The organism is Streptomyces griseus subsp. griseus (assembly GCF_000720255.1).
Classification (GTDB): domain Bacteria; phylum Actinomycetota; class Actinomycetes; order Streptomycetales; family Streptomycetaceae; genus Streptomyces; species Streptomyces griseus_I.
Map to the genome: position 1 here is coordinate 1 of NZ_JOJE01000040.1, position 22,163 is coordinate 22,163.

Consider the following 22,163-nt stretch of genomic DNA (forward strand, 5'->3'; position numbering starts at 1 on the left):
TCCTTCCGTCACGGCCGGGCAGCCGACGCCTCGTCAGCTGAACGACCCGGTCTTGACGTGATCCACCGTCAAACAGCCACACCGATCCCACCACTCCAGACGCTCACTCGGGCGAACGGGACCGCTCAGGAGGCCCCTGACCCCCCCGGCGGCACCGGTCGCGGCCCGCTACGGAGCGGCCGGCTCGGCACCCAGCAGCAGACAGCACGCCTGCCACGCGCCGAGCGTGACGTCCTGGTAGAGGTACCTGCCGCTCTCCAGCTGCGGAAGATCCTCCGCCGCCGGGGCGGCCGGGGCGACCCACTCACCGTCGAAGGCGTCCGACACCCGGGCGGCGGCCGTCCGCAGCCACGTCAGGGGAAGCCCCACGGTGTCGATGGCCTCGCCGAGCGGAAGGGGCGGGGGCGGGTCGCCGTCGAGCATGAAGTCCTCCCACTCCATGAGGTCGAAGAGGAACTGCCCGGCCTTGTAGGGAGGCCACGGCGCGAGCGTGTCCAGCAGGTGCCGGGCCCGGTCGGCGTCGTCCCGCCGTAGCGCCGCGCCGTGGCGGGCGAGCGTGCAGAGGGCGGCACGCGTCCACTGGTTGGCCGTGTCGAGGACTTCGCGTACCCGCTCGTCGGAGGCGTGCGGTGAGGGAGGGGTGGTCATAGCGGCCTCGACGTGACGTAGTGGGCGATCTGACGGAGTACGGCCTTGCCCTGGTTCTCCGGGACGACGTCGAGGTCCCGCTCGAAGTGGGCGATGCCACGAGCGGCGAGGTCGTCGGCGAGCGCCACGGCGTAGTCGACACAGCCGTGGCGGTGCATCGACCGCAGCACGACACGGACGTCCGCGTCGTTCTGCTCGTGCCGGGGCCGCAGCACGATCTTGCGCAGCAGCGCGCGCTCCTCGGGGTCGGGGACCGTGCGCAGCAGGTGGATGAGCATCACGGTCCGTTTGCCCTCCCAGAGGTCGCCGAGGGCCTCCTTGCCGTAGAGGACCTCGTCGCCGACGAGGTTGAGGACGTCGTCCTGGATCTGGAAGGCGATGCCGATCAGCCGGAACGCCTCGTCGAAGCGGTCCAGTACCGCCGGGTCGGTGACGCCCGCGCACACGGCACCGATCCGGCACGGGCTGATGCAGGTGTACCAGCCGGTCTTCTTGGTGCTCATCGTGAGGTACGAGGTGTCGTCGGCGGGCACCTCGCCGTGCCGGATCCAGCCCAGTTCCATGGCCTGGCCCTCGACGCTCTCCCGGCACATGTGCAGCGTCTCCCGGATCAGCCCGAGCGTGCGGGCCAGACCGAGGGTCGTCAGGTTCGACAGCAACGCGTCGACAGCGAGCAGGTTCAGCCCGTCTCCCACGTTCACCGCCAGCCCCGCACCGTGCGCGACCTGAAGGGTGGGCAGCCCGCGGCGGTGCGTGGACTCGTCCGCGATGTCGTCGTGGACCAGGAAGCCGTTGTGGAACAGCTCCAGCGCCGCCGCACTGCGTACGGCGTCCTGGGCGCGCCCCCCGAACGCCACGCACGCCGCCACGGTGAGCGTCGGGCGCAGCCCCTTGCCCTGGCGCGCCGGGTAGGCGCGCATCAGGTCGTACAGGTCGCGGCGCGGTTCCCGGTCGGGGATCAGCCGGCGCATCTCCCCCGCGACCCGGTCCCGGCAGACCCGCATCGTCTCCACCAAGTCCGCGTCGGTGAGGGGGAGCTCCTCCCACCAGGGGGCCGCGGCGCGACCGTCCCACAGGAGGCGGGGAGCGGTCGCCGGGCTCCAGTCGGGGGCGGCTCCCCCCGGCGCGGCCGGGGCCGGGCGACGCCGGTTGAGGTAGTCCAGGGCGGTCCAGCCCGTCGCCTCCGGTACGTCCGCGGTGCCGCCCCCCGCGGGCACGGCGCCCCACAGGCCGGGGGAGCGGCGCCGGTACTCCTCCCACAGCCGCTGGACGAACCGTAGTCCCGACCCGCGCTGCGACAGCAGGGTGAACGCCCGCCACACCGCGAGCACCTGCTCCGGCGCACCCCGTACGTCGAGGCTGCCGGGCAGCACCTGGTCCACCGGACGGCACTGCAGGTCGAACAGCAGGTTCATGGCCCGGTCGTCGAAGACCACCTCGACGTCCGCCGCGTCCGCCCGTCCGGCCCCCACCACCAGGCGCCCGCGACGCGGGGTCAGCGAGGCGGCCGTACCGTCGTTGAACGACAGGCCCAGTCGGATGCCGCGCAGCTGCTCCGCGGCCGCGGCCACCACGGCGGGCGCCCGCTCCGACAGCGCGACCACCGTGTCCCGCAGCAGCGCCGCGCCCGTACCGGCGTCCGCTCGCTCAGTACTCATCGGCTCCCCCGGCGAACTCGACGATGCCCCGCGTGTCGAATGCCACGGGCCGCCCGGAGACCACGCCCCGCACCCTGCACGGGCCGAGCGTCTCGTGCACGCTGAACGGCCGCAGACCGCGCTCGCACGGGTTCGCGATCCGTGCCGCCGCACGGCTGGTGAAGTCCACCAGCAGATGGTCCCGGCCCATCCGGGCGCTGAGCACCAGTCGGCCCGGCACCATCGCGCACACCGGCGCGTCCAGCAGCTCCGCCAGCGGCGGCACCAGCACGACGGAGTCCCGGTCCAGCCCGCCCTCCACCGCCACCTCCAGACACCGGCGGGGAAAGTGCCGTACCAGCCTGCCGTCGCGCCACAGCATCAGCGATCCGTTGGCGGCGTCGCCGGGGGAGCGGGGCTGCACGAGCGTGAAGACGACGGACGCGGACGGGGGAGCGGGCTCCGCGTCCACGACCGCGCAGCCGGGGGCGTCGTGGGCCGCGTTGACGAATCCGAACACCCAGCCGCCCAGCGCCGGCCAGCTCCACCGGCCCCGGACGCGCTCGTGATAGCCGGTCAGCTCCACCTCCCGTGCGCGTCCGTGCGCCGTGACCACACCGGAGCCCAGCACGCCGGGCTCGGACTGCCAGCGCAGGAACTCGCCGTCGCCGAACGGCGCGCACTGCGACGTGCACGCGCGTCCGGTGCCGCGCAGCCGCACGTCGAGCGCGGGCGAGCCGGCCACCGCCGCCACCGTGAACCTCTCCGCACCACGAGGCCGCGGCAGGCGGAACGACGACCACGGCACGTCCTGTTGACTGGCGTTGAACTGACTCGCCTCCCACCCGCCCCCCTCGTCGTGCACCAGCACGATCCCCCGGCGGTGCGGCGGCTCGTCCGCGCCGTCGGCTCCCAGGACCGACAGATTGGCGATCACGGCCAGGTCGCCGCCCCGGGACAGGAACGCGTAGTGCAGCCACTGCCGCTCCAGCGGGCCGCCCCGCAGCCCCCCGGGCACACCGGCCGGGAACGGGCCCGCCGGTCCCAGGGACCGCTCGTCCACCACTGCTCTCGTCATCACGCGCAGACGGTAACAGCCAGTGACTGATGACTACTTATTGTCGTGGTGCTGGGTTGACGTCAGGAGCCGGACGCGCGGGGTGTTGTCGCCGGACCGAACGCACCGAGGGGTCACTCGTCAGGGTGAGCCCACCTCCGGTCGTCGCGCCTCACCGGTGCCACACCCCCGTGGCGGCCGTGTGCCGCGCGTAGTCCGTGAAATCGCGGGGCTCGCGACCCAGGGCGCGTTGGACGCCGTCGGCGAGGTCGGCGAAGCGGTTCTCGCCGATCCAGGCGTAGAGGGTGTTGAGGAGGGCGGCGTAGTCCTCGGACAGGCCGCGTCCGGTGGCGTAGGCCATGTGGTCGGCGGGGGAGATGGGGTGGTGGGTGAGGCGACGGCCGGTGGCTCGGGCGATCTCGGCGGTGACGGCGGCCAGGCTCAGTCGGCGCGGGCCGGTGAGTTCGTACGACTGCCCGGCGTGGCCGTCCTGGGTGAGGGCCGCGACGGCGACGTCGGCGATGTCGTCAGCGTCGACGAACGGCTCCACTCCGTCCCCGGCCGACGTCACCACGTCGCCGTCCACGATCTGCCGGCGGAAGAACGCGTCCTCGCTGAAGTTCTGCGCGAACCAGGCCGGCTTCAGGATCGTCCACGCCGCGCCCGACTCGCGCACCACACGCTCGGAGGGCAGCTTCTCCTCGCCGGCCGGCACCACCCAGTCGCGGTTGGACAGCAGCACCAGCCGTTCGACCCCGCCGTCCACGGCGAGTCGGCTGAAGTCCCGCAGCGTGCCGGCGGCGTCATCGAGCTGGGAGTCGATCAGGTAGGCCGCGCCGACCCCCTTCAGCACCGGCTCCCACGTGCTCTCGTCACTCCAGTCGAATCGGGCCGGCCCGTTGCGGGACGCCGCCCGGACCTCGTGCCCGCGCTCCCGGAGCCGGGAGGCCACCCGGCGTCCCGTCTTGCCCGTGCCGCCGAGGACCAGAATCGGTCGTGTTGTCGTCATGGGTCCAGCAAACCGGGCCGCGGCGAGCGGGAGAATGGCTGATCGGCTCATCCCGATGTCTCAGCGTCTAACCTTGCCCCATGGACGCGTTGGGGAGCCTGCTGTACGAAGTCCGGTCCGACGGTGCCTTGTTCAGCCGGAACTTCGTCACCCCACCGTGGTCCGTACGCTTCGCCGACCGGACCCCGCTCACCCTGATCACCATGCTGTACGGCACGGGCTGGGTCGTCCCCGGCGACGATGACGACGGTGACGGCGTCCCGCCCGTCGCACTCGCTCAGGGCGACGTGGCCGTCGTGGTCGGACCGGAGCCGTTCACCGTCACCGACGACGCCGACACCCGCAGAGCACCGCTGTACGTGGTGCACGCCGACCACTGCACGACGGCCGGCGGCGAGGACATCAGCGACGACGTCATCCTGGGCCTGCGTACCTGCGGCACCGGCCAGGACAGCCCGACCGTCCTGCTCGCCGGCGGCTACCAGGTCGGCGGCCGGGTCTCCGAACGGCTGCTGAGCGCGCTGCCCCGGGTGGTCGTGGTTCCCCGCGACGGCACCCCCGCCCCGATCCTGGACCTCACCGCCGCGGAGGTCGGCCGGGACGCACCTGGACAACAGGCCGTCCTCGACCGGCTCCTGGACCTGTTGCTGCTGTCCACGCTCCGCGCGTGGTTCGACCGTCCGGAGGCGAAGCCGCCGGGGTGGTACCGAGCCCTCGGCGACCCCGTCGTGGGCCGGGCGCTGCGGCTGATCCACGACAGACCGGCCCGCTCGTGGACCGTCACGGCCCTCGCCGAGGAGGCCGGGGTCTCCCGCGCGACCTTCGCCCGCCGCTTCACCGAACTGGTCGGCGAACCGCCCATGACCTACCTCACCGGCTGGCGCCTGGCTCTCGCGGCCGACCTGCTGACGCGCACCGAGGCCACCGTTGACTCGATCGCCCGCCAGGTCGGCTACCAGAGCGCCTTCGGTCTGAGTGTGGCTTTCAAGCGCGTCCACGGGACCCGCCCCAGCGAACACCGGGCGGCGGCCCGCCAGGACGCCTGACCGGTCAGGGCCGACCGACCCCGCCGCACCGGTTCTCCCCGCCGCGGCCGGCCCGCTGCCTCGGCACCGGCTCCGTTCAACCGCCCGGCACCCGCTCCACGAAATGTTCGAGGTCCTCGGGGGTGGGTCGCAGGACACCGTCGCGCACGGCGAGCGCCGTGGCCTCGGCGCGTGACGCGCAGCCCGTCTTGCGCAACAGGTGCTCGATGTGGCTGTGCACCGTCCGCGGCGACAGGAACAGGGCCTGCGCGATGGCCTGGTTGGTCTGGCCCCGCGCGGCCCGCGTGAGCACCTCCAGCTCACGCGGACTGAGCCCGTACGGCAGCTCCACCGGCACCTCGGACACCAGGACCGCATGCCGTACGAGCGTCGAACCGGCCGTGCACCGGCGCAGTTCCACCCGGCACCAGCCGCGTCCGCCGACCGGCCACAGGAGCCGCAGCCGCAGGCCGCCCGAGTCGGCGAACGCGCGCACCAGCCGGCCGAACTCGTCGTCGGTCAGCACCTCGGCGGGCTCCCGCCCCGGCAGACCGACGACGCCGGCGGCCGTGACGAGGTTCGCCCCCGCCTGGCCCGGCAGGTCGTGCAGGTCGTCGGTGTGGGCCGTCGGGTCGGCGAGGGCGCCCAGTGCGGGCAGGACCGAGGCCAGCAGTCGCCGCGCCTCCGTGTCGTAGACGTCCGGCCCCGCGGTGGAGAGGTGGACCAGGCCGACCAGCCGTCCTCCGTGGCGCAGCGCGCCGGTCAGGCCGTCGCGGAAGCCGGCCGGCCGGACCCTCTCGGCGTAGAACCAACCGTGCCGGAAACGCTGGCCGGCGTCCTCGGAGTCCTCGGCGATGGACGGGGGGAGGGGCTGCCTGACGACGTTGGCGTACCAGGGGGTCGAGACGAACTCGGCGGCCAGCGACTCGGACGTCACGGCGGTGTATCCGATGCCCGCCACCTGCACATGCGCGCCGGTGACCGGGTCGATCGCCAGCAGGGTGGCCGCGTCGAGAGGCAGGGCCAGGCCGAGCTCCCGCAGGGCCTGGGTGCAGGCCGACGTGGTGTCGCGTTCACGGGTGAGCATGCCGATGCGGGCGGCTGCCGCGAGCTGGTGGTGGCTGACCATGCGGGCCTCCGGGAACCCCACGACCGACGATATCGTTTGAACCCTAACGATATGCGGGAGGGGCGCACACGACAACCCGTTCGCCGTTTGCCGCCGCCGCGTGCGCTCCTGACACGCCGAATCACCGGGCCGCTCGGACAGTCGGTATTTGTACGGATGGCGGGGCGGGACGCCCGGGTCTTTCCTGTTCGGCACAGCCGGACACCCGACGCCGACGCTGTCGGCCCGCCCTTCGGAGACCTTCGCCATGAACAGAACCCCGTACGCCCCCTCGGCCTCGCGCAGGCGGTTCCTCGCCCTGTCCGGCGGTGCCGCGGCCACCGGTCTGCTGGCCGCCGCGGGCTGCTCCGCTCCGGACGACGGCACGAGCACCGCGAAGGCCGGCGACGCGGCGGCCGGGCCCAGGACCCTCACCCGGATCGGGCTCGACTACCCCTTCACGCAGCTCCCGCTCTACTCGACGCTCGTGAAGCTCTCCACCGCCGCCGCGAAGAAGAAGAACGTCTCCGTGCTCACCACGAGCGACGCGAGCAACGCCGACACGCAGGCCACCAACCTCACCACCTGGGTCTCGCAGAAGGTCCCCGCCATCGTGTCCTTCCCGATGGTCTTCGAAGCCACCGAGGCCGTCGCCAAGGCCGCGCTGGACGCCGGGCTGATCTGGGTGACGTACGGCGGCACGCTGGAACACCAGAGCGCGGACATCCAGTTCAGCTTCCTCAAGGGCGGCACCCTGCTCGGCGAGGCCGCCGCGACGTGGGCGAACGAGCAGCTCGGCGGCAAGGGCAAGGTCGCCTTCCTCACCGACAGCACGATCCAGCTCGGGCGCGAACGCACCAAAGGCATGATCGACGCCTTCACGAAGCACGCGCCCGGCGTCGACGTGGTGGCCCGGGAGCAGGCCATCGACCCGGACACCGGACTGTCCAAGACGCGTGCCGTCCTCGCCAAGCACCCCGACCTCAACATCGTCCTCGGCGTCACGGACGCGGCCGCCTACGGCGGGTACAAGGCGCTCCAGCAGACCGGCCGCAAGTCGACGGACGCCAAGACCTTCGTCGGCGGCCAGGACGGCGCCGCTCCCTCCCTCGTCGCCATCAAGCAGGGCACCTTCTACCGAGCCTCGGCCGCCCTGGCGCCGCAGGACATCGCCAACGCCGTCGTCGACGTCCCCCTCGCGGTCGCCGCGGGCAAGGCGAACGCGGGCGCCCAGGTGCCCATCACCCTCGTCCAGCACGGCGACACCGCGCGCATCGACGCCCTGCTCGCCCAGAACTCCTGAGACGGTGGCCATGACGGAGCCCAACCTCCGCATCCGCGGGCTCAGCAAGTCCTTCGGCGGGGTCAAGGCCCTGGACGGTGTCGACCTCACCGTCCCGGCCGGGCAGGTGCACGCCCTCCTCGGTCACAACGGCGCCGGGAAGTCCACCCTGATCAAGTGTCTCGGCGGGGCCTTCCCGCCGGACGCGGGCACGATCGAGGTGGGCGGCACGCGCCACACACGGCTCAGTCCGCGCGAGTCGATCGCCGCGGGCGTGGCGATCATCTTCCAGACGCTCAGCGTCGTCGACTCCCTCACCGTCGCCGAGAACATCTTCCTCGGCCAGGAGTGGACCCGGCACGGCCGGATCCACCGCCGGGCCCAGGAAGAGGTCGCGGCCGGGCTGCTCCAGCGGGTCGCCGCGAGTTGCTCACCCCGCGACCGTGTGGGTGAACTTCCCATGGGACAAAGGCAGTTGGTGGAGATCGCGAAGGCGCTGAGCCGCAGTGCCTCGGTCCTGGTCCTCGACGAACCCACCGCCGCCCTCTCCGGAGCGGAGAGCGCCGCGCTCGCCGAACGCGTCGAGGACCTGCGCGCCCAGGGACTCGCCGTCGTCTACGTCACCCACCTGCTCGCCGAAGTGGAGCGCCTCGCGGACGCGGTGACGGTCCTGAGGGACGGGCGGGTGACCCATCACGCGGCGGTGTCGGGACAGACGCGACGCGAACTGGTCGACGCCATCGTCGGAGCGACCACCCCGTCCGCCGGCCACGAGCCCCCACTCCTTCGGCGGCACACCGCGGGCACCCCTGGCCCGTACCGCCTCACGGTTGACGGCCTCTCCGGCCCCGGCTTCGGACCCGTCGACCTCAGGGTCGCCGAGGGCGAGACCGTCGGGCTGTACGGCCTCATCGGCTCCGGCCGTACGCGCATCCTGGAGACCCTCTTCGGCAGGCGACGCGCCTCGGCCGGCACCGTGCGGCTCGGTGAGCGGACCATCAGGGCCCACCGCCCCGCCGACGCCCTCGCCGCGGGCATCGCGCTCGTCCCCGCGGACCGGCGCAGACAGGGGCTGTTCCCCCTGCTGAGCGCACAGGACAACGCCCTCCTGCCGACCGTACGACCACTCTCCCGGCACGGAGTACGGGCGCTGGGCGCCGAGCGGAGGATCTTCGGCGCCCTGGCCGAGGCGGTGGGCCTGCGTCCCGCCCGCCCCCGGCTGCCGGCGTCGGCGTTCTCCGGCGGCAACCAGCAGAAGCTGGTCCTGGGACGGTGGATCAACGAGGCCCGCGACGTCGACGTCCTGCTCCTCGACGAACCCACCCAGGGCGTCGACGTGGGCGCCCGCCAGGAGATCTACCGGGTGGTGTCCTCCCTCGCCGCCCACCGGGGCACCGCCGTGCTGTTCGCCTCCAGCGACCCCGAGGAGATCGTCGCCCTCGCCGACCGCTGCCTGATCGTCTCATCGGGCCGCGTCGTCGGCGAGCTGACCGGCACCGACCTCTCGGAAGCAGCCCTCCTCTCGGCGATCCACGACGCCGACGACAGCCGACCGACGCCGAACGCCCCGAAGCCGGCGACGGCGCCCGACGGCAAGCCCGACAATCCCCCGCCCCCCGCCTCGAAAGGAGCGGCATGACCACCGCGACCACCACCCCCGCCGAACGTCCCCTGCCGAGCCCACGCACCCTGGTGGACGGCGGGACACGTACCGTACGGCGCCACCCGCTCCTCCTCGTCCTGGCGCTCATGGTGCTGGTCTTCCAACTGACGACCGGCAGTTTCCTCGACACGGGCAACCTGCGCGGAATCGCCACCGACGCCGCCACCCTCGCGATCGTGGCGGTACCCCTCGCCCTGCTGGTCATCAGCGGCTACCTCGACCTGTCGGTCGGCTCCACGCTCGCCCTCGGCGGACTGGTGGCCGGCTGGCTCGCGGGCCAGCAGCACCAGTCGCCGGTCGTCGCCGTGCTCGGCGCGGTGGTCGTGGGCGCGGCGGTGGGCGCCGTGAACGGCATCCTCTGCTGCTACCTCGGACTCTCCGCGTTCATCGTCACACTGGGGATGCTGACCGCGGTGCGCGGACTGGCACAGCAGCTCTTCCCGCTGCCCCTGAGCAGCTTCGGCCCCGGATTCGCCTGGCTCGGTGGTTCACGCATCGCCGGGCTCGACGCGCCGGTCGTCATAGCGGCCCTCGTGCTCGTGGCCGGCGCCCTGTTCCTGGCGGTCACCCCCGCAGGACGGCACGTGTTCGCGATCGGCGTCAACCGCGAGGCCGCCTACCTCTCCGGCATCAACGTGCGCCGTACGCCCTTCACCCTGTTCGTCGTCACGGGCGTCGCCGCCGCCCTGGCCGGTGCCATCAAGGCGTCGGTGCTGGACAGCGTGGTCGCCGGGACGTCCGGCGCCGGCTTCGAACTGACCGTGCTCACCGCGGTCCTCCTCGGCGGCGTCGCCCTCACCGGCGGCTCCGGGTCGGTCTTCGGCGTCCTGCTCGGCGTGCTCTTCCTGGGTTGTCTGCAGAACGGCCTGACACTGCTGAGTGTGCCGACCTTCTGGCAGCAGATGGCCCAGGGCACCGCCCTGGTGGCAGGCGCGGCCCTCGCGTACTTCGGTCCGCGACTGAACCGGTGACGCAGTGACCCCCCACTCCGACAGGATCGATACGAACGTGAACGACACGAGCCCCGCCCCCACCCTCGTCCTGACCGGCGGCCAGGTTCTCACCGTCGACTGCGACTTCACCGTCGCCGAAGGCGTCGCCGTGCACGGCCGCGACATCGTCGCCGTCGGCAGCGACGCGCAGATGCGCGCCCTGGCCGGACCCGGCACCCGGGTCGTCGACCTCCGCGGCCGCACCGTCCTGCCCGGCATCAACGACTCCCATCTGCACGGAGCCGCGTACGGCATGACGAAGCCGCCCTTCGCCCTCGACGTCGGCCACCCGACGGTGGGGTCGATCGCCGACATCGCCTCCGCCGTACAGCGCGCGGTACGGGCCGCCCGGCCCGGCGAGTGGATCGTGGGCCTGGGATGGGACCCCGGCTACCTCGCCGAGTGCCTGGCCGACCCGCGGCGCTTCCCGCACCGGCGGGACCTGGACACGGTCGCGCCGGAGAACCCGGTCTGTCTGACCGACTTCTCCTCGCACATGGTGTGGGCCAACAGCGCGGCTCTACGCCGCTCCGGCATCGACGCGGCGAGCGAGGCACCGCCCGGCGGCGTCGTCGACCTGGACGCCGACGGGGAACCCACCGGCATCCTGCGCGAGGCCGCCCAGGCGCTCGTGCTGGCCGAACTCCCCTCACCCACGGTCGCCCAGCGTCGCCAGGCCATCCAGGGCGTGGTCCGCGAACTGCACGCCCGCGGGATCACCAGCTACACCGAGCCGGGCCTCGGCCCGGGCGGCGCCACCACCTTCTTCGGCGGGCTGAGCACCGACAACTGGACGGCCTACGCCGACCTGGCCGCGGACGGGGCACTCCAGGCCCGGGTCAGCGTGCTGCTGCTGCCCGCGCCGATGGGCGGCTCCGCCGCCGACGTACGCAAGGGCCTGAGTGAACTGCGGCGCCCCGATTCGACGGACGAGCGCGTCCTGCGCGCGATCGGCGTGAAGATCTTCGCCGACGGGGTGCCGCCCAACCGCACGGCCTGGATGAACGAGCCCTACGTAGACGGCGGCCACGGCGCGCTCTGCGTGCACGGCGCCACCCCCGCCCTCCAGGTCGACGAACTGCGCGAGATGATCCGCGTCGCCCACGAGGCCGGCTTCCAGCTCGGCGTGCACGTCACCGGCGACCGCGCCATCGACACGGTCGTGGACGCCTTCCTCGCGGCCAACGCCGCCGCGCCACGCCCCGACGCCCGCCACTACGTCATCCACGGCGACTTCATCGGCGCCGACAGCCTCACCAAGCTGGCCGCCCACGGTTACGGCGTCAATATGAACCCCGCGATCAAGTGGACCATCTCCGACCTGATGGACGAGGTCGTCGGCCCCGAGCGCTCCGCGTACCAGTGGCCCGTACGGTCCGCCGTCGAGGCCGGTGTCACGGTCTGCGCCAGCTCCGACGCGCCCATCACCCAGCCCGACTGGCGGCAGGGGGTGGCCGCGATGATGCTCCGGGAGTCCAAGGCCAGCGGCCGCCGCAGCGGACCCGAGCAGTGCGTGTCCCTCGCCGACGCCCTGCGCGCCTACACGATCAACGCGGCCCGTCAGGACTTCGCCGAGGACTGGAAGGGAACCGTCGAGCCCGGCAAGGTCGCCGACCTCTGTGTCCTGGACCGCCCGCTGCTGGGCCTCGACCCGCACGAGATCGGGGACGTGGAGGTGGACCTCACGGTCTTCGACGGCCGGATCGTCCACGAGCGCGAGGGCAGTGCCGTATGACCGCGACGACGGCCTCTCCCCGCCTGCTGCTCGTGCTGAGCGAGAACTGGACGCTCACCGGCGGCCGGGCCGACCTGCCCGCCGCGGTCCGCTGGGCGCGCGAGGCCGAGGACGCCGGCTTCGACTCCGTCATGGTCAGCGAACACATCGTGCTCGGACCTGATGCCGCCGCCGACGGCATCATGGGCAACCCGCGCGACTACGCCCTCCCGGGCAACCAGGACCCGTACACCCCCTGGCCCAACTCCCTGCTCCTGCTCGCCGCCATCGCCTCCGTCACCGAGCGCTTGCGCCTGGCGGCGGCTGCGGTGCTGGCCCCGCTGCGACACCCCCTGCTCATGGCACGCGAGCTGGGCACCCTCGACCTGCTCAGCGAGGGCCGCCTCCTTGTGCAGCCGACGGTGAGCTGGAGCGAGGACGAGTACGACGCGCTCGGTGTCCCCTTCGCCCGGCGCGGCCGGCTGCTGGACGAGCACCTCGACATCTGGGCGAAGGCCTGGGGCCCGTCCCCGATCTCGCACGAGAGCGACCACTACACCTTCCGCGACGTGTACTTCGAGCCCAAGGCGTACCGCCCCGAGGGCCCGCGCCTCTGGTTCGGCGGTCAGCGGCTGCACGGCCCCGTCCTGCGCAGGCTCGTGCGGTACGGCCACGGGTTCCATCCCTTGGGCCGCCCGACGCCACAGGACATGCAGCTGCTCAAGGACGCGATGGCGGCCGCCGGCCGGGACATCACCGAACTGGAGATGATCGGCGGCACTCAGGCCACCTTCCCCGACGACCACTCCACGGCGGACCTCGGCGCGGCCCTCGCGAGCATTCCTGAGCAGCTGGAACAGGGGTTCACGACGTTCTGCCTCAAACCCAACCAGTTCATCGACGACCCCGACGGGATCGGTGCGTTCTGCCGCGAGGTGATGCGCCGCGTGGAGGCACTGACGGGCTGACCCCCGCCTTGTCCATGCGTTCGAGCCGTGCGGCCGACCGGGACACCGTCCCCGCCGACCGCACGGCCGTGCCGTCACCGCTCAGCAGATACGCGGCAGTTGTTCCCCCAACGGCAGGTCCACGACCCGGGTGCCGCCGAGACCGGTCCGGGCGACGACCATGCCCGGATGGTCGGCCACGCACGTACCGATGACCGCCGCCCCCGCGCCCTGCGGGTGCGCCCGCATCGCCGCGAGGACGGCGTCGGCGTGCTCGGGCGGTACGAAGGCCACGAGGCGCCCCTCGTTGGCGACGTACAGCGGGTCGAGGCCCAGGAACCCGCAGGCCGCCGCCACGGAGTCGGGCACCGGGACCGCGCTCTCCGTGATCATGACACCCGTGCGGGACGCGGCCGCGATCTCGCAGAGCGAGGTGGCGAGCCCGCCCCGCGTCGGATCGCGCAGCACATGCACGTCCGGCGTGACCTCCAGCATCGCCGCCACCAGCCCGCCCAGTGGCGCGGTGTCGCTGACGACGTCGGAGCCGAACCGCAGCCCCTCGCGCACGCTCAGTACCGCCACACCGTGCGCCCCGATCGGGCCGCTCACGATCACCACGTCACCCGGCGTCGCCCGCTGCGGACGGATGTCGACGCCGGCCGGGATCAGCCCGATGCCGGAGGTGTTGATGTACACGCCGTCACCGTGGCCCGACTCGACGACCTTGGTGTCCCCGGTCGCGACCGTCACCCCGGCGGCGGAGGCGGCCGCGCCCACCGCTTGGGCGACCCGGCCGACCACGTCCAGTTCGACGCCCTCCTCCAGGATGAACGCCGTCGACAGGTAGGCGGCCCGCGCTCCGCTCATCGCCAGGTCGTTCACCGTGCCGTTGACGGCCAGGTCACCGATGCTCCCGCCGGGGAAGAACAGCGGCCGTACGACGTAGGAGTCGGTGGAGAACGCCAGCCTGGCTCCGCCCAGTTCGACGGCGGCGGAGTCGGTGAGCGCGCCGAGGATCTCGTTGCCGTAGGCCGCCGCGAACAGGTGCTGCGTCAGCTCGCCCGAGAGCGCGCCGCCGCCCCCGTGGCCCATCACGACCACCGGATGGTCGCGCAGGGGAGCGGGGCAGGACCAGTTCGCGGGGTCGACGACCGTGTCCGTGTCAGCCAACGGGGGCCACCTCCAGCCGGCGGTAGAGGTAGTACGCCGCGCAGGCACCCTCGCTGGAGACCATGGTGGCGCCGAGCGGGGTCCGCGGCGTGCAGGTCGTGCCGAAGGCGGGGCACTCGTTGGGCTTGATCAGGCCCTGCAGCACCTCGCCGCTACGGCACTCGGCGGACTCGACCGTCTTCACGTCGCCGACGTCGAAGCGGTACTCGGCGTCGTACTCCCGGAAGGCCTCCGACAGTCGCCAGCCGCTGTCCGGGATGGTGCCGATACCGCGCCAGCCCCGGTCGGTGACCTCGAAGACCTCCTCGATCATGCGCAGCGCGGCCGGGTTGCCCGCGTCGCGCACCGCGCGCGGGTAGGCGTTCTCCACCCGGTGCTCCCCGCGCTCCAGCTGACGAACGGTACGGCGCACGCCCTCCAGGATGTCGAGTGGCTCGAAGCCGGTCACCACGATCGGCACCCGATGGCGTTCGGCCAGCTCCGGGTACTCGGCGGTGCCCATCACACTGCACACATGGCCCGCCGCGAGGAAGGCCTGGACCCGGCACTCGGGCGCCGTCATGATCGCCTCGACCGCCGGCGGCACCCGCACGTGCGACACCAGCAGGCTGAAGTTGCGGATCCCGAGCCGACGGGCCTCGTGCACGGTCATGGCGTTGGCCGGGGCCGTCGTCTCGAAGCCGATGCCGAAGAACACGACCTCCCTGTCCGGCTCGCGCCGGGCGATCTCCAGGGCGTCGAGCGGCGAGTACACCACCCGCACGTCACCGCCCTCGCCCTTGACCCGGAAGAGGTCACGCCCGGTACCGGGCACGCGCAGCATGTCGCCGAAGGAACAGAAGACGACGTTCGGGCGGGCCGCGATGGCCAGCGCCTTGTCGATCATCTCCAGCGGCGTCACACACACCGGACAGCCCGGACCATGAATCAACTCCACCTCGTCCGGCAGGAGTTGGTCGATGCCGTGCCGGATGATGGAGTGGGTCTGCCCACCGCAGACCTCCATCATCGCCCACGGACGGGTGACCGTGGCGTGGATCTCGTCCAGCAGCCGGCGGGCCAGCTCCGGGTCGTTGAACTCCTCGATGTACTTCATCGCGCACCCTCCTCACCGGCGAGCTCGGTGGCGGGACCGGCGGCGGGCCGCACGGCCGCCCCCTCGGCCTCCGCCCGGGCCCACGCGTCGCCGAACTCCTCCTCCAGCAGCCCTAGTTGCTCGAACAGCTCCAGCGATGCGCGAGCCGACTCCTCGTCCAGCCGCTGCAACGCGAAACCGACGTGGACGATGACGTACTCGCCCACCTGCGCCTCGGGGACGTAGGCGAGGCACACCTCCTTGACCACGCCGCCGAAGTCGACCCGCGCCATGCGCGTGCCGTCCCGGTCCTCGATTCCGACCACCCGGCCGGGTACCGCCAGGCACATCAGCGTCCTCCTTGTCGCTCGTGTAGCTCGGAACGATCCGTCCGCGCCGCCAGCACCAGCTGGCCGAGCGCGAGACCGCCGTCGTTGGGCGGCACCCGCCGATGGCGGAGCACCGTGAATCCGTCCGCCGCCAGCAGCGCGGCACACTCCGCGTCCAGCAGCGTGTTCGCGAACACCCCACCCGACAGCGCCGCCACCTCCGCCCCCGTCTCCCGGCGGGCGGCCCGGCAGACGTCCGCCACGGCCGCGGCGACCGCGCGGTGGAAACGGGCGGCGATCACCGGGACGGGCACCCCGCGCCTCAGATCGGCGACGACCGCGCCCAGCACCGGCCCCGGATCCAGACCCCCGCCGAAGGCGTACGCCCCGCTCTCCTGCGGCCAGGCGGGCAGCGCCGCCGCCTCCAGCTCGATCGCGGCCTGCGCCTCGTAGCGCACGCGGTGGCAGATCCCCACCAGCGACGACACCGCGTCGAAGAGCCGCCCCATCGACGAGGTCGGCACACAGGCCGTCCCACGTGCCAACTGCTGCTCCAGCAAACGCAGTTCCCCGGCCGTGCACGCGGCGACGCACGGCAGGTCGGCGTCCCACGGCAACCCGGCCGCGCGCAACCGGGCCAGCGCCATCCGGCACGGATTGGCCACCCCCGCGTCACCGCCGGGCAGCTGCGCGTACCGCAGGTGGGTGAAGCGCTGGAAGCCTGCGTAGCCCCCGACCAGCACCTCCCCGCCCCACACCGCCCCGTCGTCGCCGTACCCGGTGCCGTCGAACGCGACGCCGATGACGGTCGCACCGGCGTCCAGCCCGTGCTCGGCCATCACCGACGCGACATGGGCGTGGTGATGCTGCACCAGCCGCAGCGGCAGCCCGCCCGCGTCCGCGGCCCGCCGCGCCCAGCGGGCCGAGTGGTATCCCGGGTGCCGGTCCGCCGCCAGCAGCCCGTGCTCGATCCCGGTCAGCGCCCGCAGCCGCCCCGCCGCCCCCTCGAAGGCCCGTACGGTGGCCAGGTCGCCCATGTCACCGATGTGCGGGGAGAACCAGGCGCTGCCTTCCGCGCCGAGGCACAGGGCGTTCTTCAGGTCACCGCCCACGGCGAGGGCGGCGTCGACGGCGACGGGCAGCGCGAGCGGCTGCGGAACGTGCCCGCGCGACCGGCGCAGCACCACCTCGCCGCCCCCGTCCGGCCGGACGCGGACCACCGAGTCGTCACAGGGCGCCTCGATCATCCGGTCGTGCCACAGCCAGGCGTCAGCGATCCCGGCGAGCCGCTCCAGTGCCTCGCCGTCATCGGTGACGATCGGCTCCCCGGAACGGTTCCCGCTGGTCATCACCAGCACTCGCGGGCCCGGCGGATCACCCGGCAGCCCGAACAGCAACCGGTGCAGGGGGGTGTACGGCAGCATCACGCCCACGTCCGGACTGCCCGGACACACCGCCTCGGCGAGCTCGCGGGCCCCCTCCCGCCGCCGCAGCAGTACGATCGGCCGCCGCCGGCCGGTCAGCACCGCCCGTTCCTCCGGGCCGACGTGCGCCAGCCGCTCCGCACCCGCGGGGTCGGCGCACATGACGGCGAACGGCTTGCCCCCGCGCTCCTTGCGCGAGCGCAGCGCGGTGACCGCCCGCTCGTCGCCCGCGTCGCAGGCCAGGTGGTACCCGCCGAGCCCCTTGACGGCCAGCACGGCGCCCTCCGCCAGCAGCCGCCGAGCCTGAGCCAGCGCCGCCTCACCCTCGCGGGGGCGGCTGCCGGGGACGGTGAGCCGCAGTCGCGGTCCGCAGTCGTGGCACGCCACCGGCTGCGCGTGGAAACGCCGGTCGGCGGGATCCGCGTACTCGGTTGCGCAGTCCCGGCAGAGCGGGAAGACGGCCATGGTGGTCGTCGCCCGGTCGTAGGGCAGAGCGGTGGAGATCGTGAAGCGGGGACCGCAGTGCGTGCACGTGATGAAGGGGTGCCGGTGCCGGCGGTCCGCCGGATCCGCCAGCTCCCGCAGACAGTCCTCGCAGGTCGCGGTGTCCGGCGGGATCAGCGTCCGGCCCGGTCCGTCGCCCTCGGACGGATGGATGACGAATCCGGCGTCGCCGACGGCCGGGACGGTCTCGTACGACACTTCCCGGACGTCCGCCAGCGGCGGCGGCCGCTCGGTCAGGGCCCGGCAGAAGCCGGCCACGGCCTCCGGTGAGCCCTCCACCTCGGCGACCACACCCGCGACGCCGTTGCGGACATGACCCGAGAGACCCAGCTCTCCGGCCAGCCGGTGCACGAACGGCCTGAACCCCACGCCCTGCACGGTCCCGCGCACGGTCACCCGCCGCCGTTCAGTGCCCTGGGCGGTCGTCGTGGAGGTCACGCGGTGCGGGGCCGAACGGCGGGCCCGTGGTCGTGGTCGTGACCGCGCGCTGGTGCGTGGTCGTGAGCGTGACCATGGCTGTGCTCGGGCCCGTGATCGTGGCCGTGCGCGCGCAGATGGTCCGCCGCGAGCAGCGGGGTGTGCGGCGCGTCCCCGTCCGCGACCGCGAGCACGCGGTCCAGGAGAGAGTTGACGCCCTGTCCGTCCTTGGCCGAGGTGCGCAGGATCTCCACCCCGGGGTTGACGCGCTCGACGGCCTCCGTGAAGGCGGCGCCGTCGAAGCCGACGGCGTCGGCGAGGTCCGTCTTGGTCAGCACCACGAGATGGGCCGCCCCGAAGGCGGCCGGGTACTTCAGCGGCTTGTCCTCGCCCTCCGTCACCGACATCAGCGTCACGCGCAGCGTCTCACCCAGGTCGTAGGAGGCGGGGCAGACCAGGTTGCCCACGTTCTCCACGAACAGCAGCCGGGTCCCGTCCGGCAGCCAGCCGTCGATGAGCCCGCGCAACTGCGCCGATTCCAGATGGCACAGCCCGCCGGTCAGCACCTGCTTCACCGGCGCCCCGGAGCGGGCCAGGCGACGGGCGTCGTTCTCCGTGGCCAGATCGGCGGTGAGCGCGGCGATGGCCACCCCGCGCTCCAGGGACCGACGCAGCACCAGCTCCAGCAGCGCGGTCTTGCCGCTGCCCGGACTGGAGAGCAGGTTGACGGCGGTCACCCGCCGGTCGGCCAGGTCGGCGCGGAGCTCCGCCGCCAGACCGTCGTTCTTGGCCAGTACGGCCGTCCGTACGTCGACGCTGCGGCACATCACGGGCTCCCTGCCATTCGTACCTCCGCCAGTTCCAGTTCGCGCCCGGTCAGCAGTTCGGCCGCCGCGGTGTCGCAGTGCGGGCACCACAGGGCGGGTGGCGAGCCGACGTCGAAGCGCGCGTCGCAGCCGCCGCAGCGGGCGCGGGCCGGCACCTCTTCGATGACCAGTTCCGCCCCGTCCAGCGCGGTGCCCTCGGCGACCAGTGAGAAGGAGAAGCGCAGCGCGTCAGGGACGACACCCGCCAGTTCGCCGATCCGCAACGTCACGCCCGCCACCGCGTCCGCACCGTGTTCGCGGGCGACGTCCTCGGCGCTCTCCACGACGGCGGCGGCGATCGACAGCTCGTGCATGGTCCGCCACGCTAGGCACGGCCGGAGCGCCGCGGCCGCACGCCGAGGCGGACGGGAGCCGTTTTCCCCCGCCCGGCCCAAGCGCGCGGCCCCGAGGGGCGCGCCTCGCGTCCCGTGCGGCGGTCGCCGGGCAGCATCACCGCGTGATGCGGATTCTGCTTCTTGCCAGCGCGTACAACAGCCTCACCCAGCGGGTCCACGCGGAACTGCGGGACCGGGGACACCCGGTCGCCGTGGAACTGGCGCTCGGAGACGGCCGGCACCTCACCGAAGCGGTGCGCCGCCACGCGCCCGACCTGCTGATCGCCCCCATGCTGACGACCGCCGTCCCCGAAGAGGTCTGGTCGCGGTACCCCTGCCTGATCGTCCACCCGGGCCCGCCCGGCGACCGGGGCCCCTCCTCCCTGGACCGGGCGGTGCAGGAGGGCCGCGACCGCTGGGGGGTGACCGTCCTCCAGGCGGTCGCCGAGATGGACGCGGGCCCGGTCTGGGCGTCGGCGGAGTTCCCTGTGCCGCCCGGCGTCGGCAAGAGCGACCTCTACCGAGGCGAACTGGCCGACGCGGCCCTGAAGGCGGTCCTCCTGGCCGTCGACCGCTTCACCTCCGGCACTTACACCCCCGTCACACCCCCCAGCCACACCTGGCAGCCCTACCTGACCCAGGCCGAACGCCGCATCGACTGGCACACCGACCCCACGGAGACAGTCCTCCGCAAACTCCGCGCCGCCGACTCCCAACCCGGCGTCCTGGACACCTTCCTGGGCACCGAGTGGTACCTCCACGGCGGCCACCCGGAACCCCACCTCAAAGGCGCCCCGGGCGAACTCCTGGCCACACGGCACGGAGCCATCTGCCGAGCAACGACAGACGGCGCGGTCTGGATCCCGGAACTGAGACCCAAGCGAGTTCCCGGAGGCCCGGCAACATTCAAGTTGCCGGCGCAGCCGGCACTTGAGGGGCGCGGGGAACCGCGCGAGAAACCCCCCACCACCCGCACCAAAAGCACAACAGGCGGAAGCTACTCAGACATCACCTACGAAGAAAAAGGCACCGTCGGCCACCTGACCTTCCGCTTCCCCGGCGGAGCCATGAGCACGGCCCAGTGCCGAAGACTCCTCACCGCCTACCGCCACGCCCGGACCCGCCCCACCGACGTCATCGTCCTCGGCGCCAAGAGAGACTTCTTCTCCAACGGCATCCACCTCAACGTCATCGAGGCCGCCCCCGATCCCGCCGCCGAATCCCTCGCCAACATCGAGGCCATCGACGACCTGGTCGAGGAAATCCTCACCACCACCGACCGCCTGGTCATCACCGCCCTCCCCGGCAACTCCGCCGCCGGAGGCACGATGCTGGCCCTCGCCGCGGACGAGGTCTGGTGCCGCCGGGGCGCCGTCCTCAACCCGCACTACCGTCTGATGGGCCTGTACGGCTCCGAGTACTGGACCTACACCCTGCCCCGCAAGGTCGGCCCGGCGCTCGCCGCACGCCTCACCGAGGAGGCCCAGCCCCTCACCGCGACCACGGCCCACTCCCTCGGCCTGGTGGACCGCGTCATCGACTGCACACCCACCGAGTTCGCGCACGAGATCACCCGAACGGCCGACCATCTGGCCCGTTCCGCGAACCTCCCCGCCCGGCTCGGCGCCAAGAAGGCCGCCCGGGAGCGCGACGAGGCCGTACGCCCCCTCAGCGCCTACCGCGCCGCCGAGCTGGAACGCATGCGTGCCGTGTTCGACGACCCGGCCGCGCCCTACCACGCCCTGCGCTCCGCCTTCGTCCGCAAGCGTCGGCCGGACGGGACACCGGACCACCTCCGAACGGAGTGTCCGAATGGTGCGTGATTGCGTGCCATGTCAGCCTGCTACGGGGGACGCCGCCAGGAAGGGATCCCATGAGCACCGACACCCAGGCCCCCGCGGCCGTGGAGGAAGTTCACATCCTGTGGACCTCGGAGGGCATGAGCTGCGACGGCGACACCGTCTCGGTGACCGCCGCATCGCTGCCCAGTCTGGAGGACGTGGTCCTCGGGGCCATTCCAGGACTGCCCAAGGTCGTCCTGCACAACAAGGTGCTCTCCTACGAAAGTGCCGACGACTTCACCCGGCCCTTCCATCAGGCCGCCGACGGTGAACTCGGCGCCCCGTACGTCCTCGTCGTGGAGGGCTCGATCCCCAACGAGCGCATCAACGGCGACGGCTACTGGACCTCGATGGGCAACGACCCCCGCACGGGCGAACCCATCACCTTCAACACCTGGATCGACCGGCTCGCCCCCGGCGCCTTCGCCGTCGTCGCGATCGGCACCTGCGCCACGTACGGCGGTATCCACGCCATGGCGGGCAACCCCACCGGCTGCATGGGCCTGGCCGACTACCTGGGCTGGGACTTCCGTTCGGCCGGCGGGCTGCCCATCGTCAACGTACCGGGCTGCCCGGTCCAGCCCGACAACTTCATGGAGACCGTGACCTGGCTGCTCTACCAGGCCGCCGGAATGGCTCCGCCCATTCCGCTCGACGACCAGCTGCGCCCCACCTGGCTGTTCGGCAAGACCGTGCACGAGGGCTGCGACCGCGCCGCCTACTACGAGCAGGGCGACTTCGCCAAGGACTACAACTCGCCCAAGTGCCAGGTGAAGATCGGCTGTTGGGGCCCGGTCGTCAACTGCAACGTGCCCAAGCGCGGCTGGATGGACGGCATCGGCGGCTGCCCCAACGTCGGCGGCATCTGCATCGGCTGCACCATGCCCGGCTTCCCGGACAAGTTCATGCCGTTCATGGACGAGCCCCCCGGGGGCAGTGTCTCCTCCGGCCTCATGGCCTCCACGTACGGACCGCTGGTGCGCACCATGCGCGCCATCACCAACCGTTCGGTCAACAGAGAACCCAAGTGGCGCCACAACCGCACCGAGCTCACCTCCGGCTTCGCGCCGCGCTGGCCCGGCAAGTGACCGCCGAACCCACCCGCACGCCCCTCGTGTGA

19 protein-coding genes are annotated in these 22,163 nt (G+C 72.7%); 8 read left to right on the forward strand and 11 right to left on the reverse strand.

All coding sequences use genetic code 11. The features are described 5' to 3' along the window. Positions 1-168: 168 nt before the first annotated feature. From IG99_RS44465 to IG99_RS35460, 4 genes are all read right to left on the reverse strand, one after another. Positions 169-648 carry a hypothetical protein gene (locus IG99_RS44465; protein ID WP_051866268.1) on the reverse strand — a complete coding sequence of 160 codons (480 nt, stop codon included), beginning with the start codon at positions 646-648 and terminating at the stop codon, positions 169-171. Further along, the gene (locus IG99_RS35450; protein ID WP_037681582.1) at positions 645-2,306 is read right to left on the reverse strand and encodes a polyprenyl synthetase family protein; all 1,662 of its coding nucleotides are present in this window, start codon (positions 2,304-2,306) and stop codon (positions 645-647) included. Before IG99_RS35450 ends, IG99_RS44465 begins: the two co-directional genes overlap by 4 nt. Further along, a complete protein-coding gene (locus IG99_RS35455) occupies positions 2,296-3,363 on the reverse strand; it encodes a hypothetical protein (protein ID WP_234312068.1) in 1,068 nt (355 codons plus the stop codon). The genes IG99_RS35450 and IG99_RS35455 overlap by 11 nt, the downstream gene beginning before the upstream one ends. Positions 3,364-3,514: 151 nt before the next feature. Continuing rightward, a complete protein-coding gene (locus IG99_RS35460) occupies positions 3,515-4,351 on the reverse strand; it encodes an NAD-dependent epimerase/dehydratase family protein (RefSeq protein ID WP_037681584.1) in 837 nt (278 codons plus the stop codon). Positions 4,352-4,431: 80 nt separating this feature from the next. Here IG99_RS35460 and IG99_RS35465 point away from each other — a divergent pair, with 80 nt between their 5' ends. Continuing rightward, positions 4,432-5,397: an AraC family transcriptional regulator gene (locus IG99_RS35465; RefSeq protein ID WP_037681587.1), complete on the forward strand. Its 966-nt coding sequence runs from the start codon at positions 4,432-4,434 to the stop codon at positions 5,395-5,397. Positions 5,398-5,473: 76 nt separating this feature from the next. Here the strand turns inward: IG99_RS35465 and IG99_RS35470 are convergent, their stop codons facing one another. After that, complete coding sequence (locus IG99_RS35470; RefSeq protein WP_037681589.1) at positions 5,474-6,505, reverse strand: helix-turn-helix transcriptional regulator; 1,032 nt, start codon at positions 6,503-6,505, stop codon at positions 5,474-5,476. Positions 6,506-6,752: 247 nt separating this feature from the next. Here IG99_RS35470 and IG99_RS35475 point away from each other — a divergent pair, with 247 nt between their 5' ends. From IG99_RS35475 to IG99_RS35495, 5 genes are read left to right on the forward strand one after another with little or no spacing between them, the layout of a single operon-like run. Beyond that, complete coding sequence (locus tag IG99_RS35475; RefSeq protein WP_037681592.1) at positions 6,753-7,787, forward strand: sugar ABC transporter substrate-binding protein; 1,035 nt, start codon at positions 6,753-6,755, stop codon at positions 7,785-7,787. A 10-nt stretch (positions 7,788-7,797) separates the two neighbouring features. Then, positions 7,798-9,405: a sugar ABC transporter ATP-binding protein gene (locus tag IG99_RS35480; protein WP_051866270.1), complete on the forward strand. Its 1,608-nt coding sequence runs from the start codon at positions 7,798-7,800 to the stop codon at positions 9,403-9,405. Beyond that, a complete protein-coding gene (locus tag IG99_RS35485; RefSeq protein ID WP_037681595.1) occupies positions 9,402-10,400 on the forward strand; it encodes an ABC transporter permease in 999 nt (332 codons plus the stop codon). Before IG99_RS35480 ends, IG99_RS35485 begins: the two co-directional genes overlap by 4 nt. Before the next feature lie 37 nt (positions 10,401-10,437). Further along, the gene (locus IG99_RS35490) at positions 10,438-12,156 is read left to right on the forward strand and encodes an amidohydrolase (protein ID WP_037681674.1); all 1,719 of its coding nucleotides are present in this window, start codon (positions 10,438-10,440) and stop codon (positions 12,154-12,156) included. Next, a complete protein-coding gene (locus IG99_RS35495) occupies positions 12,153-13,103 on the forward strand; it encodes an LLM class flavin-dependent oxidoreductase (protein ID WP_037681597.1) in 951 nt (316 codons plus the stop codon). Before IG99_RS35490 ends, IG99_RS35495 begins: the two co-directional genes overlap by 4 nt. Positions 13,104-13,184: 81 nt before the next feature. On the opposite strand, the gene hypE is transcribed toward IG99_RS35495, so the two are convergent. From hypE to hypA, 6 genes are all read right to left on the reverse strand, one after another. Further along, positions 13,185-14,174 (reverse strand): hydrogenase expression/formation protein HypE, encoded by a 990-nt coding sequence (gene hypE / locus IG99_RS35500; RefSeq protein ID WP_199815680.1) that lies wholly within the window; start codon positions 14,172-14,174, stop codon positions 13,185-13,187. A gap of 70 nt (positions 14,175-14,244) precedes the next feature. Next, positions 14,245-15,348 (reverse strand): hydrogenase formation protein HypD, encoded by a 1,104-nt coding sequence (gene hypD, locus IG99_RS35505; protein WP_037681603.1) that lies wholly within the window; start codon positions 15,346-15,348, stop codon positions 14,245-14,247. Continuing rightward, positions 15,345-15,677, reverse strand: a complete 333-nt coding sequence (locus IG99_RS35510; protein ID WP_051866271.1) for a HypC/HybG/HupF family hydrogenase formation chaperone — start codon at positions 15,675-15,677, stop codon at positions 15,345-15,347. The genes hypD and IG99_RS35510 overlap by 4 nt, the downstream gene beginning before the upstream one ends. Next, on the reverse strand, positions 15,677-18,022 hold the full coding sequence (gene hypF / locus IG99_RS35515; RefSeq protein ID WP_037681606.1) for a carbamoyltransferase HypF: 2,346 nt from the start codon (positions 18,020-18,022) through the stop codon (positions 15,677-15,679). Before hypF ends, IG99_RS35510 begins: the two co-directional genes overlap by 1 nt. Then, entirely contained in the window at positions 18,019-18,828 is an 810-nt protein-coding gene (gene hypB / locus IG99_RS35520) for a hydrogenase nickel incorporation protein HypB (protein WP_037681609.1), read from the reverse strand. The genes hypF and hypB overlap by 4 nt, the downstream gene beginning before the upstream one ends. Then, the gene (gene hypA / locus IG99_RS35525) at positions 18,828-19,181 is read right to left on the reverse strand and encodes a hydrogenase maturation nickel metallochaperone HypA (protein WP_037681612.1); all 354 of its coding nucleotides are present in this window, start codon (positions 19,179-19,181) and stop codon (positions 18,828-18,830) included. Before hypA ends, hypB begins: the two co-directional genes overlap by 1 nt. A 146-nt stretch (positions 19,182-19,327) precedes the next feature. Here hypA and IG99_RS35530 point away from each other — a divergent pair, with 146 nt between their 5' ends. Beyond that, positions 19,328-21,025, forward strand: coding sequence for a hydrogenase maturation protein (locus IG99_RS35530; RefSeq protein WP_037681614.1), 1,698 nt, complete (start codon positions 19,328-19,330; stop codon positions 21,023-21,025). 50 nt (positions 21,026-21,075) lie between these two features. Next, a complete protein-coding gene (locus tag IG99_RS35535) occupies positions 21,076-22,131 on the forward strand; it encodes an NADH-quinone oxidoreductase subunit B family protein (RefSeq protein ID WP_037681618.1) in 1,056 nt (351 codons plus the stop codon). The last annotated feature ends 32 nt before the right edge of the window (positions 22,132-22,163 follow it).